This window comes from Streptomyces sp. GL_148 (assembly GCF_057834205.1).
The window spans coordinates 3,489,401-3,506,418 of sequence record NZ_CM174396.1 but is presented as its reverse complement, the minus strand read 5'-3'; the positions used below and the strand labels follow the sequence as shown (position 1 = coordinate 3,506,418).

The window sequence follows — 17,018 nt, the reverse complement described above, 5'->3', positions numbered from 1 at the left end:
GGTGATGGGTGGCGGGCGGGATACGGTCTCCGGGTGCACGAGCAGACCCCCGCAGCCCCCGAAGAGCCCGCCGCCGACCAGTCCGTGGACGGATCCGTGGACGGATCAGCCCCACCGCCGACCCTGTTCGACTGGGAGTTCGCGACCGACCCGTACCCGGCGTACGCCTGGCTGCGCGAGCACGCGCCCGTGCACCGCACCACGCTCCCCAGCGGGGTCGAGGCCTGGCTCGTCACCCGGTACGCCGACGCCCGCCAGGCCCTCGCCGACCAGCGGCTCAGCAAGAACCCGGCCCACCACGAAGGCTCCGCGCACGCCAAGGGCCGGACCGGGATCCCGGGGGAGCGCAAGGCCGAGCTGATGACCCACCTCCTCAACATCGACCCGCCGGACCACACCCGGCTCCGGCGCCTGGTGTCGAAGGCGTTCACCCCGCGCAGGGTCGCCGAGTTCACCCCGAGGGTCCAGGAACTGACCGACCACCTCATCGACCGGTTCTGTGAGAAGGGTGAAGCCGACCTCATCCACGAGTTCGCCTTCCCGCTCCCCATCTACGCCATCTGCGAGATGCTCGGCGTACCGCGGGAGGACCAGGACGACTTCCGCGACTGGGCGGGCATGATGATCCGGCACGCGGGTGGCCCGCGCGGCGGGGTGGCTCGCGCGGTCAAGCAGATCCGCAGCTACCTCGTCGAACTGATCCACCGCAAGCGCGACGATCTGGGCGACGACCTGATCTCCGGCCTGATCCGGGCGAGCGACCACGGCGAACACCTCACCGAGAACGAGGCCGCCGCGATGTGCTTCGTGCTTCTTTTCGCAGGTTTTGAAACGACGATCAACCTCATCGGCAACGGGGCCTACGCCCTGCTGCAGAACCCGGACCAGCGTGAACGTCTCCAGTCCTCCCTTGCCGCCGGAGACACCGACCTGCTGGAAACGGGCATCGAAGAGCTGTTGCGCTACGACGGCCCCGTGGAAATGGCCACCTGGCGGTACGCGACGGAGCCGCTGACTCTGGGGGGCCAGGACATCCCCGCCGGCGACCCGGTCCTCGTCGTGCTCGCCGCTGCCGACCGCGACCCGGAACGGTTCAGCGATCCGGACACGCTCGACCTTGCCAGGACCGACAACCAGCATCTCGGGCTCGGCCACGGCATCCACTACTGCCTGGGAGCCCCCCTGGCCCGCCTTGAAGGCCAAACGGCCCTCGCTGAGCTGCTGACCCGGCTGCCCGACCTGGAACTTGCCGTGGACCCCTCAGAGCTGCGCTGGCGGGGCGGTCTCATCATGCGGGGCCTGCGCACCCTCCCGGTCCGCTTCACCCCGATCCCTGCCCCGGACGCGAGGAAGGCCACCTGACGGGTTCTTGCTGAGCTGCCGGTCGGCGGTGGCCTGACGGGCATTGGCGCACAAGGCGGGCGAAGGGCCGATTTCCCTCACGGACACCTTCAGAGGGGGGTCTTCGCGGAGGGCTCGTCCGGGCCGGAAAGGTCGATCTGGCCATCGCACAGAAGCTGGACCGGTACGGCCGCACTGCCCGGGTCATCAGTGACTGGGTTCGGGAGATGGTCGACAAGGGCACTCGCGTAGTCACCTCAGACGGCCGGATCGACTCGGACGACGCTGATCGATCTCGAGCTGAACTACTCCGCAAGTACGGAGATGCCGTCAAGATCCCCATGCCGGAGGCCTTCGACGCGGCACGTCGCGCGCAGCTCCGTTCCGCCGAAACGTCCGTGGATGTGACGACGTATATCTGAACGCAGACGAGGTCGAGAACGAGGTCTGGGAACTCCTCACTGAGTTCCTCGGTGAGGAGTGCTCCCAGGAGCGGCTTCTCGGTACGCGACTGCGCCCGGGGACTCCCGGCTTGGAAGAGAAGGCGGAACTGTTCAGCCTGTTCGCGGTCCGGGTCGAGACGGAGAGCCACCGCTTCAAGAAGAAGGCCGGCACGCGCTGCCCAGTGACGCAATGGCACGTGGCCGCGAAGCAGGATGTACCCGCCGACGTGGCGGAGGAGGAGCGGACCGGCGTGCGGAGCGTCAGCAGGGGGCATGGCCGCTGCTGGTGACGCGGCTGAACGAGCAGCGCGCGGGGACACCGGTGTACGTCAGGCCGACGATCCCGCCGCTGCGAGTGACGGTGCGTGTGGCGGAGACCCTGAGAGTCGTCTCCGGCTCGCGACGCTGCTGACGCGGCTGCCCGATCTGGAACTGGCCGTGCCTGTCGAGGAGCTGCGGTGGCGCGGGGGGCTCATCATGCGGGGGCTGCGGACGCTTCCGGTCCGCTTCACGGCCGAATCAACCGCCCAAAACGCCTGAAACCCGCCTGACCGGAAGTCAGTTCGCTGCCCAAACTTGTGACTGGCGTTCGAAGGCCGCTAGGTTCTGCCGTTACCCCGCCGTTATGCGAAAGGTGCAGCCTCATGCGTTCCGGGAACGGCCGCCACAGACGCCCCCGACAAGTGCCCGCACTTGTCGTCACCGCCGGAATCACCGGCACCGCACTCGCCCTGCCGCTGCTCGCGGCCACCGGCGCGAGCGCCGCGGAGACCTCCACGTGGGACAAGGTCGCCGAGTGCGAGAGCGGGGGTACGTGGAGCGCCAACTTCGGCGGCGGCGCGTACGGCGGGCTGCAGTTCAGCCAGGAGGAGTGGAAGAGCGCCGGCGGGCTCGACTTCGCCGAGCGCGCCGACCTCGCCAGCCGCTCCCAGCAGATCGCTGTGGCCGAACGGGTCCTGGCCTCCCGGGGCCCCGTGGCGTGGCCGCTGTGCGCGGTGCAGGCCGGTCTGACGCAGGACGCGCCCGCCGCCGAGGTGGACCCGGGCCTGCCCGGCGGTTCCGGATCCGCCGCCCCCGCCCCGTCCCGCCCGGACGACTCCGTGCCGCACACCGGCTCGGGCAAGCCGTCCACGGACTTCGGGGCCCCGTCGCAGAAGGGTCCGGGCCCGTCGGCCTCGGTGCTGCCCGACTATCCGATCGGCGTGCCCGGCGAACTGCCCGTCATGCCCCCGCCGGACCCCCAGACGTCGCCTCCCGGCCTCCCGGGCGACCCGACGCCTCCCACGAGCCCGACGGACCCCACGGCGCCGGCGGACCCCACCACTCCCGCACCGCCGTCCGCGGATCCGACCCTGCCGGTGGGTCCGACCCTGCCGGTGGACCCGACGGCTCCGGTGACCCCGTCCGACCCGGGGAACTCGACGAAGCCGACGAACCCGGGCAATTCGGGGAACCCGTCAAACCCGGTCAACCCGGTTGATCCCACGGCCCCGACGACTCCGGCCGCACCCGGCGAGTCCGCCTCCCCGACCGCTCCGGCGACCCCCGGTGCGTCCGAGGGCGGCGGCAAGCACCGCGGCCCGGCCGCCGTCGAGACGCCCGCCGCGCCTGACGCCGCGTCGGACCCGACGTACACCGTGAAGGCGGGCGACAGCCTGATCGCGATCGCGGACGCCAACGGAGTGAAGGGCGGCTGGAAGGGTCTCTATGAGGCCAACGAGCAGGTCATCGGCGGCGACGCGGACCTGATCAAGCCCGGCCAGAACCTGGATCTAACGCATCAATAAGGACACTTGAGGCGCCCGGAACCAGCTGATTGTCCGTTTTCTGTAAGTGAGACATGTGTCTCTTCAGGTCAACTGGCGTGTCCCGCCCGCAGGGTTCCGCAAACCCCGCCCTCACCTGCGCAAACGCCCTTCCGGGGAGCGCAAGTAGGCACCGTCTCCCCCCGATGTCGCTCGTTGAACATCGGGGGGAGACCTGTCTACCTTCTGAATCGCTCGCCACCGCGGGCTCCTTCGACCGCATCGCCGAATCCTGCCGGCGGACGGAGGGAACACTCGTCGCGTAAAGCGCCGAAGGCAGGAGCGGGGGAACCAAGGTAGGCGCCGGTGGCGGCCGTTGAGAGACGGTCACTTCAGCCGGCTAGGGGTTAAGCCAAGCGCTAGGTCGCTCGGCCGGGCACTCACTCGCCCGAACCCGACAGCTCACCTCGTAGGCGTCGGTGAGGAGAACTCCATGCTGCTTTCCGGCAAGGGCAAGCACCGTCGCGGCTCCAAGGCCGTCCGCATCGTCACGCTGGCCGGTGTCGCGGGTGTCGCCGTCGCGGCTCCCCTGATGGCTGCGGGCACCGCTTCCGCCGCGACCGCTGGCGAGTGGGACCGCGTCGCCTCGTGCGAGTCCGGCGGCAACTGGTCCATCAACACGGGCAACGGCTACTACGGTGGCCTGCAGTTCTCGTCCTCCACGTGGGCCGCGTACGGCGGCAAGACGTACGCCGCGCAGGCCAACCAGGCCTCCAAGTCGCAGCAGATAGCCATCGCCGAGAAGGTCCTCAAGGGCCAGGGCAAGGGCGCCTGGCCGCACTGCGGCGTGGGCCTGTCGAACTCCTCCTACACCGGCGGCTCGGCCCAGACCCCCACCAAGCCGAAGACGCAGCCGAAGCAGGAGAAGAAGACCGAGGCTCCGAAGAAGGAGACCAAGCGCGTCGAGGCTCCGACCACCCGCTCCGAGCGTCCGGCCGCCGCGCCGAAGACCGAAGCCCCCAAGACGGGCAACGGCTCCTACGCGGTCAAGTCCGGCGACACGCTGGGTGCGATCGCCGACGCGAACAACGTGTCCGGTGGCTGGGAGAAGCTCTTCGAGCTCAACAAGGACATCGTCTCGGACGCCGACCTGATCTTCCCGGGCCAGAAGCTGAAGCTCAGCTGAAACCTGTGAGAACGGTCGTGGCTACTTTCGCGACGACACGCAGTAGTTCCACCACGTAATTCCACCGCCCGGCGCGCAACACCCTGCGTGCCGGGCGGTGCTGTGTGCAGGTGTCTCCGGCCTGACGGACCCTCCGGAACGACCGGTGATCAAGAGCCCTATGTCCTGTAAGAGGGGCATTCAGGCCCTTTTTCGTCCCAGGACCCGGGCGGTCGGCTGGCCGAGTGCCCCGAGGCGGTTAGGCTCTAAGCGGCAAGGCCATCCCACGGCCTGACATGCCACCGCACACCCAGCGTCACATCCCAGAAGGAGATGCTCGTGCCGTCCATCGACGTCGTCGTAGCCCGGGAAATCCTGGACTCCCGAGGCAACCCCACGGTCGAGGTCGAGGTGGGCCTCGACGATGGCAGCACCGGCCGTGCTGCAGTCCCGTCCGGCGCCTCCACCGGAGCGTTCGAAGCCGTAGAGCTCCGTGACGGTGACCCCAACCGCTACATGGGCAAGGGCGTGGAGAAGGCCGTCCTCGCCGTCATCGAGCAGATCGGCCCGGAGCTCGTCGGCTACGACGCCACCGAGCAGCGCCTGATCGACCAGGCGATGATCGACCTGGACGCCACCGAGAACAAGGGCTCCCTCGGAGCCAACGCCATCCTCGGTGTCTCCCTCGCCGTCGCGCACGCCGCGTCCGAGGCCTCGGACCTGCCGCTCTTCCGCTACCTCGGCGGCCCGAACGCGCACCTGCTGCCCGTTCCGATGATGAACATCCTGAACGGTGGGTCGCACGCCGACTCCAACGTCGACATCCAGGAGTTCATGATCGCCCCGATCGGCGCGGAGTCCTTCTCCGAGGCCCTTCGCTGGGGTGCCGAGGTCTACCACACCCTCAAGAAGGTCCTGCACACCAAGGGCCTCTCCACCGGCCTGGGCGACGAGGGCGGCTTCGCGCCGAACCTGGAGTCGAACCGCGCCGCGCTCGACCTCATCGTCGAGGCCATCAAGCAGGCCGGCTACGTCCCGGGCACCCAGATCGCGCTCGCGCTCGACGTCGCCGCGTCCGAGTTCTACAAGGACGGCAACTACGAGTTCGAGGGCAAGTCCCGCTCGGCCGCCGAGATGACGGACTACTACGCCGAGCTCGTCGAGGCGTACCCGCTCGTCTCCATCGAGGACCCGCTGTTCGAGGACGACTGGTCGGGCTGGAAGACCCTCACCGACCGCCTGGGCTCCAAGGTCCAGATCGTCGGCGACGACCTCTTCGTCACCAACCCCGAGCGTCTCGCCCGCGGCATCGAAGAGGGCTCGGCGAACGCCCTGCTCGTCAAGGTGAACCAGATCGGTTCGCTGACCGAGACCCTGGACGCCGTCGAGATGGCCCAGCGCAACGGCTTCAAGTGCATGATGTCGCACCGCTCCGGTGAGACCGAGGACGTCACCATCGCCGACCTCGCCGTCGCCGTGAACTGCGGCCAGATCAAGACCGGCGCCCCGGCCCGCTCGGACCGCGTCGCCAAGTACAACCAGCTGCTGCGCATCGAGGAGATCCTCGACGACGCCGCGGTGTACGCGGGTCGCAGCGCGTTCCCGCGCTTCAAGGGCTGATCAGTCCTTCAGGGCGCAAGCCTCCCTACGTCCCCGCACTCGGTCCCGTACCGTGTGCGGGGACGTAGTGCGTCGTGCGCATATAGGGGAGGCGGATCAATGGCCGGGAACCGGGACCGGTTCGCCACGTTCTCGACCGCGACCAGGCTCAAGCAGCTGGGTGAGCGGACCGCGGCGCACGTGTACCGCTCGCAGTCCCGCCGGCAGGTCCGCCGCAGCCGGCTCACCGGCCGGGCCGCCCTGCTCGTCCTCGTCCTCTGTACCCTGGTCGTCGCCCTCGCGTATCCGATGCGCCAGTACGTGTCCCAGCGCTCGGAGATCGCGAAGCAGCAGAAGGACGCCGTCACCGCGCGGGACCGGCTGGAACGACTGCGCGACGAGAAGGCCCGCTGGCAGGACAACGCGTACGCCGAGCAGCAGGCGCGCAAGCACCTGCACTTCGTCCGGCCGGGGGAGATCAGCTACATCATGACCGACCCCGGAGCCGGCGGCGCCGAGCAGCGCCGCAGCGGACAGGCCGCCACCGACCGGCCCTGGTACTCCAACGTCTGGGACGGCGTCGACAAGGCCGACCGCCCGGGCGACTGAGTCCCACCCATCCACGAGAACGAAAAGACTTCCTCCAGGCATGCAGACGCCCCCGCCCCAGACCGACCGGACCGAGCCGACCGCCGCCGACATCGAGGCGTTCGAACAGCAGCTCGGCCGCCCCCCGCGCGGGCTGCGCGCCATCGCGCACCGCTGCCCCTGCGGGCAGCCGGACGTGGTGGAGACCGCGCCGCGGCTCCCCGACGGCACCCCCTTCCCGACGCTGTACTACCTGACCTGCCCGCGTGCCGCCGGTGCGATCGGCACGCTGGAGGCCAACGGCGTGATGAAGGAGATGCAGGCCCGTCTCGCGGTGGACCCGGAGCTGGCCGCCGCCTACCGGGCCGCGCACGAGGACTACATCACCCGCCGCGACGCCATCGAGGTGCTCCAGGGCTTCCCGAGCGCCGGCGGCATGCCGGACCGGGTGAAGTGCCTGCACGTGCTGGTCGGCCACTCCCTGGCCGCGGGCCCGGGCGTGAACCCGTTCGGCGACGAGGCCCTGGCGATGCTGCCCGAGTGGTGGGCCAAGGGTGCCTGCGTCACCCCGTGCGGCGAGAAGAAGGCGGACGAGAAGGCCGCCGAGAAGGCCGACGAGAACGTCGCAGAGGAGGCGGGCGCGTGACCCGGGTCGCGGCCGTCGACTGCGGTACGAACTCCATCCGGCTCCTCGTCGCGGACCTCGACCGCGCCACCGGCGAGCTGATCGAGCTGGACCGCCGGATGATCGTCGTCCGGCTCGGCCAGGGCGTCGACAAGACGGGCCGGCTGGCCCCGGAGGCCCTGGAGCGCACCTTCGCGGCCTGCCGCGAGTACGCGGCGGTCATCAAGGAGCTCGGCGCGGAGCGGGTGCGCTTCGTGGCGACCTCGGCCTCCCGGGACGCCGAGAACCGCGACGAGTTCGTCCGGGGCGTCCTGGACATCCTGGGCGTCGAGCCCGAGGTGATCAGCGGCGGCCAGGAGGCCGAGTTCTCCTTCACCGGCGCCACCGGTGAGCTGACCGCCCACACCGGCCTGGAGCGGCCCTTCCTGGTGGTGGACATCGGCGGCGGCTCCACGGAGTTCGTGGTCGGCACCGAGCACGTCCGGGCGGCCCGCTCCGTCGACGTGGGCTGTGTCCGGATGACCGAGCGCCACCTGACGGTGGACGGGGTCGTCACCGACCCGCCGACCGGGGAGCAGGTGGCCGCGATACGGGCCGACATCGAGGCGGCGCTGGACCTGGCCGCCGAGACCGTCCCGCTGGCCGAGGCGCGCACCCTGGTGGGCCTGGCCGGTTCGGTGACCACGGTCGCCGCGATCGCGCTGGGCCTGGAGGCGTACGACTCGGCGCGGATCCACCACTCCCGGATCCCGTACGAGACGGTCCGCGAGATCAGCGAGCGGATGCTGACGCTGACGCACGCCGAGCGCGCGGCCATCCCGGTGATGCACCCGGGCCGGGTCGACGTGATCGGCGCGGGCGCCCTGGTCCTGCTGGCGATCATGGAGCGGGTCGGCGCCTCGGAGGTCCTGGTCTCGGAGCACGACATCCTCGACGGAATCGCCTGGTCCATCGCCTGACGACCGACTCGAACGCACGGCACGGTGCCCCCGGCGGATCCATCCCGCCGGGGGCACCGTCACGTCCGGATGGTCACCCGTCCAGCCGGACCGGCATCAGGATCGAGAACGACTCCTCGTCGTCGGGCCGGCGGACCACCACGGGGGCCTTCGGGGCGCCGAGCTCCAGGATCAGCCGGTCCCGGGCCCCGGCGGCGAGCGCGTCCAGCAGGAACGCGCGGTTCAGGCCGACGTCGGCCGGATCGTCGTCGCCGTCGGCGCCGAGGGACACCGCGCCCTCTCCGGTCACCCTGAGCACGCTGAGCTCACCGGTCGCGCCGCCCTCCTCGCGCTCGGCCGGGCGGACCGGGCCGGTCTCCAGGGCCTCGCGGAAAGCCGGTACGTCGACCAGGACCCGGCGCCCCGCGGGCAGGCTGACCAGGCGGCGGTAGTCGGGGAACTCGTGGCCCAGGCAGCGGCCGGCCGCCTGGCGCTCCCCGGTCTGCGTCTCCAGGGCCACGCGGTCGCCGTCCACGATCATTAGGACGGGTGCGTCGTCGCTCAGCAGCGCGCGCATCGCGTCCGCGAGCGGGGCGGGTACGAGCAGCTGGAGGCGGGGTCCGGTGTGTCCGGTGGTCCAGGCGCGGGCGACGGCCAGGCGGTACCGGTCGGTGGCCACGACCCGCAGCGCCCCGTCCTCGATGTCGAAGAGGATGCCGCCGAGCACCGGCAGCCCGGGGTCGGAGCCGACGGCGAACCGGACCGCGTCCAGCGCGGCGGCCAGCTCGCGCGCCGCCAGGGTGAGCCGGGCGGTCGTGACGGTGGTGGCGGCGAGGGTGGTGGCGGGGGCGGTGGCACGGGTCGTGCTCATGGGGTTCTCCCTGCGTTCGAGTAGGGCGCGGATCGCGGAGAGCTCGCTGCGGGCATCGGACAGGCCCTGTTCCAGCCGGAGCAGGTGCGCCCGGAGCAGGCCGCGGACCAGATCGGTGTCCGCGCCGGCCCAGCCGGCCAGCACGAGCCGGATGTCCGCCAAGGGCATGCCGGTACGCCGGAGCCGGGCCAGCAGCCGGGCCTCCTCGACCTGCTCGGCCCCGTACCAGCGGTACCCGCTCGCCGGATCCACCCGGACGGGAACCAGCACGCCGGCCCCGTCGTAGAACCGCAGGGCACTCACGCTCAGGCCGCTGTCGAGGGCCGTCTCGCCGATACTGCGCATCTCGTTCTCCACGCCCTGAACCCTGGGCCCTCGACCAGGTCGAGGGTCAACAACGGGGGTCGACGGCGGTCTCGGAGGGCCGTTCGGGGGTCTTAGGTCCCGTCGTCCACATGAACTTCGTGAAGTTCTTCACAAGGAAAAGATGCCTGTGAGGGCTCTGGAGGAGCCTTTTGGGCGAGTCCGGAGCCTCATGGACCTTCTTTTTGCTCGCGTTCGTGCGAATGGCGGACTCAGCGAGCCTCTGGCGGTAGGTATCCACGAAGCCGGTGGTCTACTCCGCTTAAGGGCTTGGAGGCCAGTTCAGGACTGGTGTTCAACGACTCCCGTTACACCCTGGTTCCCGCTTCGCGCCATGACCTCGATCACGTGGGCCGCGGAGTGTAGCAGAGGGTCTCCAGGTCCTTGTGAAGGGGCTCACGAGCGTCACCCCTTGGGGTGCTGGATACTCGTTCCATGAGCACCACGGAGCGTCCCAGGATCCTCGTTGTAGGAGGTGGGTACGTAGGCCTGTACGCAGCCAAGCGCATCATGAAGAAGATGCGTTACGGCGAGGCGACCGTCACGGTCGTCGACCCGCGCTCGTACATGACCTACCAGCCCTTCCTCCCTGAAGTGGCCGCAGGCAGCATCTCGCCTCGGCACGTCGTCGTACCGCTGCGACGCGTGCTGCCCAAGGCTGAGGTTCTCACCGGCCGGGTCACGAACATCGACCAGGACCGCAAGGTCGCCGTCGTCACGCCGCTGGTCGGCGAGGCGTACGAGCTGCCCTTCGACTACCTGGTGATCGCGCTCGGCGCCATCTCCCGCACCTTCCCGATCCCCGGCCTCGCCGAACAGGGCATCGGTATGAAGGGCGTGGAAGAGGGCATCGGCCTGCGCAACCACGTACTCGAGCAGCTCGACAAGGCCGAGTCCACGACGGACGAGGACGTCCGCCGCAAGGCCCTCACCTTCGTCTTCGTCGGCGGCGGCTTCGCCGGCGCCGAGACGATCGGCGAGGTCGAGGACATGGCCCGCGACGCCGCGAAGTACTACACCAGCATCAAGCGCGAGGACATGCGCTTCATCCTGGTCGACGCGGCCGACAAGATCCTTCCCGAGGTCGGGCCCAAGCTCGGCACCTGGGGCAAGGAGCACCTCGAGTCGCGCGGCATCGAGATCTACCTGAACACCTCCATGGACTCCTGCGTGGACGGCCACGTGGTGCTGAAGAACGGCCTCGAGGTCGACTCCAACACCCTCGTGTGGACCGCCGGCGTGAAGCCCAACCCGGTGCTGGCCCGCTACGGCCTGCCGCTGGGCCCCCGCGGCCACGTGGACGCCGAGCCGACCCTCCAGGTCAAGGGCACGGACTACATCTGGACCGCCGGCGACAACGCCCAGGTGCCCGACCTCGCCGCCCGCAAGGCCGGCGTGGAGAACGCCTGGTGCCCGCCGAACGCCCAGCACGCGCTGCGTCAGGCCAAGGTCCTCGGCGACAACGTCATCTCCGGGATGCGCGGCTTCCCGCAGAAGGAGTACGCGCACGCCAACAAGGGTGCGGTGGCGGGCCTCGGCCTCCACAAGGGCGTGGCGATGATCGTCATGGGCGGGATGAAGATCAAGCTCAAGGGCCGGCTCGCCTGGTACATGCACCGTGGCTACCACGGCATGGCCATGCCGACCTGGAACCGCAAGATCCGCGTCTTCGCCGACTGGACCCTCGGCATGTTCCTCAAGCGCGAGGTCGTCTCCCTCGGCGCCCTGGAGACCCCCCGCGAGGAGTTCTACGAGGCCGCCAAGCCGGCTCCGGCCGCCGTCGCCCCGGCCCCGGCCGAGAAGGCCAAGGCTTCCTGACCCCGTAGGACCAGCAGGACCAGCAGGACCGGTACGACCCAGCGTGTCCCCGAAGGGGCCGCCCGCCATCCGTGGTGCGGGCGGCCCCTTCGGCATATTCGGGGCCGGAACCGGGTATGCCGTGCGGTCGGAACTTGTCGGAGCTGGTTGGAGGGTCCTGCATGAACGACGCCGCGCCGCGGCTGGCCGCTCTCACCGAAACCCTGCTGGGGGTCCCCCTCCCCGTCCGGATCCGGGCCTGGGACGGCAGCGAGGCCGGCCCGCTCGGTGGTCCCGTCCTGGTCCTGAACAACCGGCGCGCCCTGCGCCGGATCCTGTGGAAGCCGGGCGAGCTCGGCCTGGCCCGCGGCTGGGTCGCCGGGGACCTCACCGTCGACGGGGACCTGTTCGAGCTGCTGGACCGGGTCGGCGGGCTGCTCTGGGAGCGGGACCGCGAGCCCGAGCCGGCGGCCGCCGAGGACGCCCGGCCCGCCGCCCTGCTGCGCGATCCCCGCGCCCGGGCCGCCGTACGCAGCCTCGTGGGCCTGGCGCGGCCGTGGACCAAGCCGGCCCCGCCGCCCGAGGAGGCCGGCCGCCGCGGGGGCCCGCGGCACACCAAGGGCAGCGACCGGCGGGCCATCAGCCACCACTACGACGTGGGCAACGCCTTCTACGAGCGGGTGCTCGGCCCCTCGATGGTGTACTCCTGCGCCTACTGGACCCCCGGCGGGAGCCTGGAGGACGCCCAGCGGGACAAGCTGGACCTGGTCTGCCGCAAGCTCGCGCTGGGCCCCGGGGACCGGCTCCTGGACGTCGGCTGCGGCTGGGGCTCGATGGCCCTGCACGCGGCCCGGGAGTACGGGGCCAAGGTCACCGGGATCACGCTCTCGCGCGAACAGGCCGCCTACGCCCGCAAGCGGGTCGCGGAGGAGGGCCTGGCCGACCTCGTCGAGATCCGGGTCCAGGACTACCGGGACGTCAAGGACGGTCCGTACGACGCCATTTCCTCCATCGGGATGGCCGAACACGTCGGCGCCGACCGCTACCGCACGTACGCCCACACGCTGCAAGGCCTGCTGCGGCCGGGCGGGAGACTGCTGAACCATCAGATCGCGCGGCGCCCCGAGCCGGACGAGGAGGCCTACCGGATCGACGCGTTCATAGACGCCTACGTCTTCCCCGACGGCGAGCTGTCCCCGCTGGGCACCACCGTCGGCGAGCTGGAACGGGCCGGCTTCGAGGTCCGCGACGTGGAGGCGCTGCGCGAGCACTACGCGCTCACCCTGCGGGCCTGGGTGGCCCTGCTGGAGGAGCACTGGGAGGAGGCGGTACGGCTGACCTCGCCCGGTCGGGCCCGCGTCTGGCAGCTGTACATGGCCGCCTCGGCGCTCGCCTTCGAGCACAACCGGCTCGGCGTCAACCAGGTGCTCGCGGTGCGCACCGGGACCCGCTCGGCCTCCGGGATGCCGCTGCGCGCCCGGGAGTGGCCGCAGTAGCCCGTAGGGGCAGGGGCAGGGCGGGGGGACGGCGAAGGGCCCCGTGACCGGGGAGGTCGCGGGGCCCTTGGCGCTTCGTACGGGTGGGGCCGTACGGCTACTCCGTCTTGATCGCGGTCAGCATGTTCAGCCGGGCCGCGCTGCGGGCGGGCCACATGGCCGCCAGGGCGCCGACGACGCCGGCCAGCAGCATGAAGATCGCGATCCGGTCGAAGGGGATCACCAGGGCGTAGTTCGGGATCGAGCCCTTGACGGTCTCGCCCACGGCCCAGGCGACGAAGGTGCCCAGGGCCACGCCGATGACCGCGCCGAAGAGCGAGATCACGATGGCTTCCAGCCGGATCATGTTCTTGACCCGGCCGCGGTCCAGGCCGATGGCCCGCAGCATGCCGATCTCCTGCGTCCGCTCGTACACCGACATCGCCAGGGTGTTGACGACGCCGAGGACCGAGATGATCAGCGCCATGGCGAGCAGGCCGTACATGATGTTCAGGGCGGTGTTGATCATGCCGCCCATCTCGTTGCGGATGTCCTGCTGGGTGGCGAAGGTGATCGCCGGATTCTTGCCGAGGGCGTCGACGAGGGACTGCTCGGCCTTCTCGGAGGGCCCGCCGTCCATCTTGACGAGGACCTCGCGCAGGTACGGCTTCTCGCTGTGCTTGTCGAGGATGCCGGAGTCGATCACGTAGGGGGAGAGCATGCCCTCCATGTCCTTGTAGACCGCGCCGACCTTCAGGTTCGCCTTCTTGTTGTCCGGGAAGGTGACCTTCAGGGTGGAGCCGACGAGAAGGCCCTCCGTCTTCGCGGTCTTCTCGGAGACCGCCACCTCGCCCTTGGCGAGGCTGGTCAGCTGCCCGCTGACCACGTCGAAGTTGAGGAGCTGGCCGATGGTCGCCGGGTTGACGCCGGAGACGGAGCGGTAGGAGTCGCCGTCGCCGACCCGGAAGTCACCGGCCTGCTGCGGGGAGACCGCCTTGACGCCCGGGGCCTTCTCCAGGGCCGGGATCACGGAGGCGTCCAGGCTGCCGAAGCTCTGGCCCATGGAGACCGTGTAGTCGGCCTTGAGGTTGTCCGTCGTCATCCGGTCGATGGCCTTGCCCATCGTGATGCCGAGCACGGACAGGGCGGTGACCAGGGTCAGGCCGATGGCCAGCGAGGCGGCGGTGACGGCGGTGCGGCGCGGGTTGCGGACCGCGTTCTGCGCGGCCAGCTTGCCGGCGACGCCGAAGACCTTCTCCAGCAGCGGGCGGACCGCCGCGATGACCGGGCGGGAGAGGGCCGGCAGCAGGATGATGATGCCGATCATCGTGAGGAAGGCGCCGGCGCCGATCAGCATCTTGCCCTCCTTGCCGGTCATCGCGCCGCCGAGGATGCCCAGCAGACCGAACAGGGTGATGGCGCCGCCGATGCTGTTGCGCAGCACCAGGGACTTCGCGGTGGCCGGCAGGTGGGCGCTGCCCATGGCGGCGACCGGGGAGATCTTGGCGGTGCGGCGCGCGGGCAGCCAGGCGGCGAGCATCGTGACGACGATGCCGATGCCGATCGCCGCGGCGATGGTGACCGGGGCGACGACCAGCGGACCGGCCGGGATCTTGACGTCGAAGGCGTTCATCGCGGAGCGCATGCCGACGGCGAGCCCGACGCCGGCGAGCAGGCCGATGGCGGAGGAGATCACGCCGACGACCAGGGCCTCGGCCAGGACCGAGCGCTTGACCTGACCGCGGTTGGCGCCGACGGCGCGCAGCAGGGCCAGCTCCTTGGTGCGCTGGGCGACCAGCATGGTGAAGGTGTTGTAGATCAGGAAGATGCCGACGAAGAGCGAGATCAGCGCGAAGGTCAGCAGCATCTGGTTCATGTTGCCCATGCCGGCCTCGATGTCCTTGGCCTGCTTGGCGGCGAGCTGTGCGCCGGTCTCCGCCGTGACGTCCTTACCGACGAGCGGCTTGATCTCGGTGAGCAGCTGGTCGGCGGAGGCACCGGCCTTGGCGCTGACCGCGAGCTCGTCGTAGAAGCCGGGCTCCAGGTAGAGCCGCTGGGCGGTCGGGGTGTCGAACAGGACGAGCGAGCCGCCCGCGTTGACCGCGCCGTCCTCGGTGGTGAAGACGCCGGCGAGGGTGTACTCCTTGGCCGGGCCGTTGTCGGCCACCCGGACCTTGTCGCCCACCTTGTACTTGCCGCGCTCGGCCGTCTCCTCGTCGAGGGCGATCTCGCCGGCCTTGGCCGGGCCGTTGCCCTCGGTGAAGGTGTAGCGGGGGTCCTTGCCGTCCTTGTGGGGGACGAAGTTGGCGCCGGTGTTGGACCAGCCGTTGCCGATCAGTTTTCCGTCCTGATCGCCCACGGCGGCGAAGCCGTGGACGCGGCCGGAGACGGCGTCCACGCCGCCGAGCGCCTTGACCTTGTCGAGGGTCCGCTGGCTGATGCCCGGCTCGCCCTCCTTGACGCCCTCGTCGTTGCGGGCGGGGCCGTAGGAGGTGACCGAGACGGCCACGCCGTCGAAGCTCTTGGCTGACTGGTTCGACATCGCCTTGCCGACGGTGTCGGTGAAGACGAGCGTGCCGGAGACGAAGGCGACGCCGAGGACGACGGCGAGCACCGTCATCAGCAGCCGGGCCTTGTGCGCGAGCACGTTGCGCAGGGCGGTACGGAACATGGTGGAGGAGTCCAGGTCTAAGGGGTCAGCGGGGACGGGGGGCGAGGGGCGTCCCTCAGCTGGTGCGGCCCTTGGCGTCGAAGGCCTTCATGCGGTCGAGCACGCCGTCCGCGGTGGGCTGGATCATCTCGTCGACGATGCGGCCGTCGGCGAGGAAGATGACGCGGTCCGCGTAGGAGGCGGCGACCGGGTCGTGGGTGACCATGACGACGGTCTGGCCGAGCTCGCGCACGGAGTTGCGCAGGAAGCCGAGGACCTCGGCGCCGGAGCGCGAGTCGAGGTTTCCGGTGGGCTCGTCACCGAAGATGATCTCGGGGCGGGAGGCCAGGGCGCGGGCCACGGCGACGCGCTGCTGCTGGCCGCCGGAGAGCTGGGTGGGGCGGTGGGAGAGGCGGTCGGAGAGGCCGACCATGGTGATCACCGAGTCCAGCCACTGCTTGTCGGGCTTGCGGCCGGCGATGTCCATGGGGAGCGTGATGTTCTCCAGGGCCGTCAGGGTCGGCAGCAGGTTGAAGGCCTGGAAGATGAAGCCGATCTTGTCCCGGCGCAACTGCGTGAGCTGCTTGTCCTTCAGGGTGGACAGCTCGGTCTCGCCGATGCGGACGGACCCGGCGGAGAAGGTGTCCAGTCCGGCGACGCAGTGCATCAGCGTGGACTTGCCGGAGCCGGAGGGGCCCATGATCGCGGTGAACTGGCCCTGCGCGAAGTCCACGGAGACGTTGTCCAGAGCGACCACCTGGGTCTCGCCCTGGCCGTACACCTTCGAGAGGCCGGAGGCGCGCGCGGCGACGGCCTGGGCGGTGTGCGGGGCGTAGTTCATGGTGGTCACGGGGGCGACTCCTCGGGGGGCGGACCGGGCTCACGGTCCGCGGTTGGCGGGACTCCTCCATGGTTGCCGCGCCCGCCCCGCTCCGGATCAGCCGCGATGCCCGTTCTCCTGACCACTGGAGTCTGACCACGGAGGGCCGCGCCTCCTCCTTTGGTATGACAGCCGCCCGGAGGCCGGAGGCCGGACGGGGGCGGAAACGGAGCCGGGCCGAGGGGGTGGCGCACGGGGTGGCGTGCGGGGTGGCGCGGGCCATCGAAATCCCGTCAATCCCGCGGCGGCCATGATCGACGCCCGGAACGTGCCGACCGTGGCTTCTGTCCACTGACGGGTCATCAAGCGCCAATAAAATAAGACAACATCGGTGAGACGCCCAGGTGAGGGGGCAAGTGTTCCGGATAGGCTCGGCGCAGCGTTCAAGGCTTTTCCACGGGGCCGCTACGCCCTGCCCGGATGGTGGAATGCAGACACGGCGAGCTTAAACCTCGCTGACCCTCGGGTCGTGCCGGTTCAAGTCCGGCTTCGGGCACGCTGATGTTGAGGACGTTCCGTTTCAGGCCGGAACACGTGG

13 protein-coding genes, 1 tRNA gene, 1 pseudogene and 1 riboswitch are annotated in these 17,018 nt (G+C 70.3%); of the genes and pseudogenes, 12 read left to right on the top strand and 3 right to left on the bottom strand.

Translation table 11 applies throughout. The features are described 5' to 3' along the window. Positions 1-84 precede the first annotated feature (84 nt). The 9 genes and pseudogenes from AC3IYI_RS15880 to AC3IYI_RS15840 all read left to right on the top strand — a co-directional run bounded on the left by AC3IYI_RS15880 (position 85) and on the right by AC3IYI_RS15840 (position 8,465). Positions 85-1,362: a cytochrome P450 family protein gene (locus tag AC3IYI_RS15880; RefSeq protein WP_489411549.1), complete on the top strand. Its 1,278-nt coding sequence runs from the start codon at positions 85-87 to the stop codon at positions 1,360-1,362. Positions 1,363-1,873: 511 nt separating this feature from the next. After that, positions 1,874-2,074, top strand: a complete 201-nt coding sequence (locus AC3IYI_RS15875) for a hypothetical protein (protein ID WP_489410785.1) — start codon at positions 1,874-1,876, stop codon at positions 2,072-2,074. Between the two features lie 76 nt (positions 2,075-2,150). Further along, positions 2,151-2,324, top strand: a pseudogene (locus AC3IYI_RS15870) (cytochrome P450); the annotation flags it as partial. 143 nt (positions 2,325-2,467) lie between these two features. Continuing rightward, positions 2,468-3,571 carry a transglycosylase family protein gene (locus AC3IYI_RS15865; protein WP_489410784.1) on the top strand — a complete coding sequence of 368 codons (1,104 nt, stop codon included), beginning with the start codon at positions 2,468-2,470 and terminating at the stop codon, positions 3,569-3,571. 276 nt (positions 3,572-3,847) lie between these two features. Beyond that, positions 3,848-4,020: riboswitch (cyclic di-AMP (ydaO/yuaA leader) on the top strand. 2 nt (positions 4,021-4,022) lie between these two features. Then, the gene (locus AC3IYI_RS15860; RefSeq protein WP_489410783.1) at positions 4,023-4,715 is read left to right on the top strand and encodes a transglycosylase family protein; all 693 of its coding nucleotides are present in this window, start codon (positions 4,023-4,025) and stop codon (positions 4,713-4,715) included. Positions 4,716-5,027: 312 nt separating this feature from the next. Next, positions 5,028-6,314 (top strand): phosphopyruvate hydratase, encoded by a 1,287-nt coding sequence (eno, locus tag AC3IYI_RS15855; RefSeq protein ID WP_356513069.1) that lies wholly within the window; start codon positions 5,028-5,030, stop codon positions 6,312-6,314. Between the two features lie 99 nt (positions 6,315-6,413). After that, complete coding sequence (locus tag AC3IYI_RS15850) at positions 6,414-6,902, top strand: FtsB family cell division protein (RefSeq protein WP_489410782.1); 489 nt, start codon at positions 6,414-6,416, stop codon at positions 6,900-6,902. A 40-nt stretch (positions 6,903-6,942) separates the two neighbouring features. Next, complete coding sequence (locus tag AC3IYI_RS15845; RefSeq protein WP_489410781.1) at positions 6,943-7,527, top strand: DUF501 domain-containing protein; 585 nt, start codon at positions 6,943-6,945, stop codon at positions 7,525-7,527. After that, on the top strand, positions 7,524-8,465 hold the full coding sequence (locus tag AC3IYI_RS15840) for a Ppx/GppA phosphatase family protein (protein ID WP_489410780.1): 942 nt from the start codon (positions 7,524-7,526) through the stop codon (positions 8,463-8,465). Before AC3IYI_RS15845 ends, AC3IYI_RS15840 begins: the two co-directional genes overlap by 4 nt. 73 nt (positions 8,466-8,538) lie before the next feature. Here the strand turns inward: AC3IYI_RS15840 and AC3IYI_RS15835 are convergent, their stop codons facing one another. Next, positions 8,539-9,660 (bottom strand): DNA polymerase III subunit beta family protein, encoded by a 1,122-nt coding sequence (locus tag AC3IYI_RS15835; RefSeq protein WP_489410779.1) that lies wholly within the window; start codon positions 9,658-9,660, stop codon positions 8,539-8,541. A gap of 453 nt (positions 9,661-10,113) precedes the next feature. Here AC3IYI_RS15835 and AC3IYI_RS15830 point away from each other — a divergent pair, with 453 nt between their 5' ends. Together AC3IYI_RS15830 and AC3IYI_RS15825 are read left to right on the top strand one after the other, a co-directional pair. After that, positions 10,114-11,496, top strand: a complete 1,383-nt coding sequence (locus tag AC3IYI_RS15830; protein WP_489410778.1) for an NAD(P)/FAD-dependent oxidoreductase — start codon at positions 10,114-10,116, stop codon at positions 11,494-11,496. A gap of 161 nt (positions 11,497-11,657) precedes the next feature. Further along, positions 11,658-12,971 (top strand): class I SAM-dependent methyltransferase, encoded by a 1,314-nt coding sequence (locus AC3IYI_RS15825; protein WP_489410777.1) that lies wholly within the window; start codon positions 11,658-11,660, stop codon positions 12,969-12,971. 97 nt (positions 12,972-13,068) lie between these two features. Here AC3IYI_RS15825 and AC3IYI_RS15820 read toward each other — a convergent pair whose 3' ends face one another. Together AC3IYI_RS15820 and AC3IYI_RS15815 are read right to left on the bottom strand one after the other, a co-directional pair. Further along, on the bottom strand, positions 13,069-15,621 hold the full coding sequence (locus AC3IYI_RS15820) for an ABC transporter permease (protein ID WP_489410776.1): 2,553 nt from the start codon (positions 15,619-15,621) through the stop codon (positions 13,069-13,071). A 55-nt stretch (positions 15,622-15,676) separates the two neighbouring features. After that, complete coding sequence (locus AC3IYI_RS15815) at positions 15,677-16,441, bottom strand: ABC transporter ATP-binding protein (protein WP_243335608.1); 765 nt, start codon at positions 16,439-16,441, stop codon at positions 15,677-15,679. A 453-nt stretch (positions 16,442-16,894) separates the two neighbouring features. On the opposite strand from AC3IYI_RS15815, the gene AC3IYI_RS15810 reads away from it, so the two are divergent. After that, positions 16,895-16,976: transfer RNA gene (locus AC3IYI_RS15810), tRNA-Leu, on the top strand. Positions 16,977-17,018 lie beyond the last annotated feature (42 nt).

Coding starts and splice junctions, on each gene's coding strand:
- AC3IYI_RS15860 (WP_489410783.1), top strand. CDS start 4,023: ATGCTGCTTTCCGGCAAGGGCAAGCACCGTCGCGGCTCCAAGGCCGTC.
- eno (WP_356513069.1), top strand. CDS start 5,028: ATGCTCGTGCCGTCCATCGACGTCGTCGTAGCCCGGGAAATCCTGGAC.
- AC3IYI_RS15850 (WP_489410782.1), top strand. CDS start 6,414: ATGGCCGGGAACCGGGACCGGTTCGCCACGTTCTCGACCGCGACCAGG.
- AC3IYI_RS15845 (WP_489410781.1), top strand. CDS start 6,943: ATGCAGACGCCCCCGCCCCAGACCGACCGGACCGAGCCGACCGCCGCC.
- AC3IYI_RS15835 (WP_489410779.1), bottom strand. CDS start 9,660: ATGCGCAGTATCGGCGAGACGGCCCTCGACAGCGGCCTGAGCGTGAGT.
- AC3IYI_RS15830 (WP_489410778.1), top strand. CDS start 10,114: ATGAGCACCACGGAGCGTCCCAGGATCCTCGTTGTAGGAGGTGGGTAC.
- AC3IYI_RS15825 (WP_489410777.1), top strand. CDS start 11,658: ATGAACGACGCCGCGCCGCGGCTGGCCGCTCTCACCGAAACCCTGCTG.
- AC3IYI_RS15820 (WP_489410776.1), bottom strand. CDS start 15,621: ATGTTCCGTACCGCCCTGCGCAACGTGCTCGCGCACAAGGCCCGGCTG.
- AC3IYI_RS15815 (WP_243335608.1), bottom strand. CDS start 16,441: ATGAACTACGCCCCGCACACCGCCCAGGCCGTCGCCGCGCGCGCCTCC.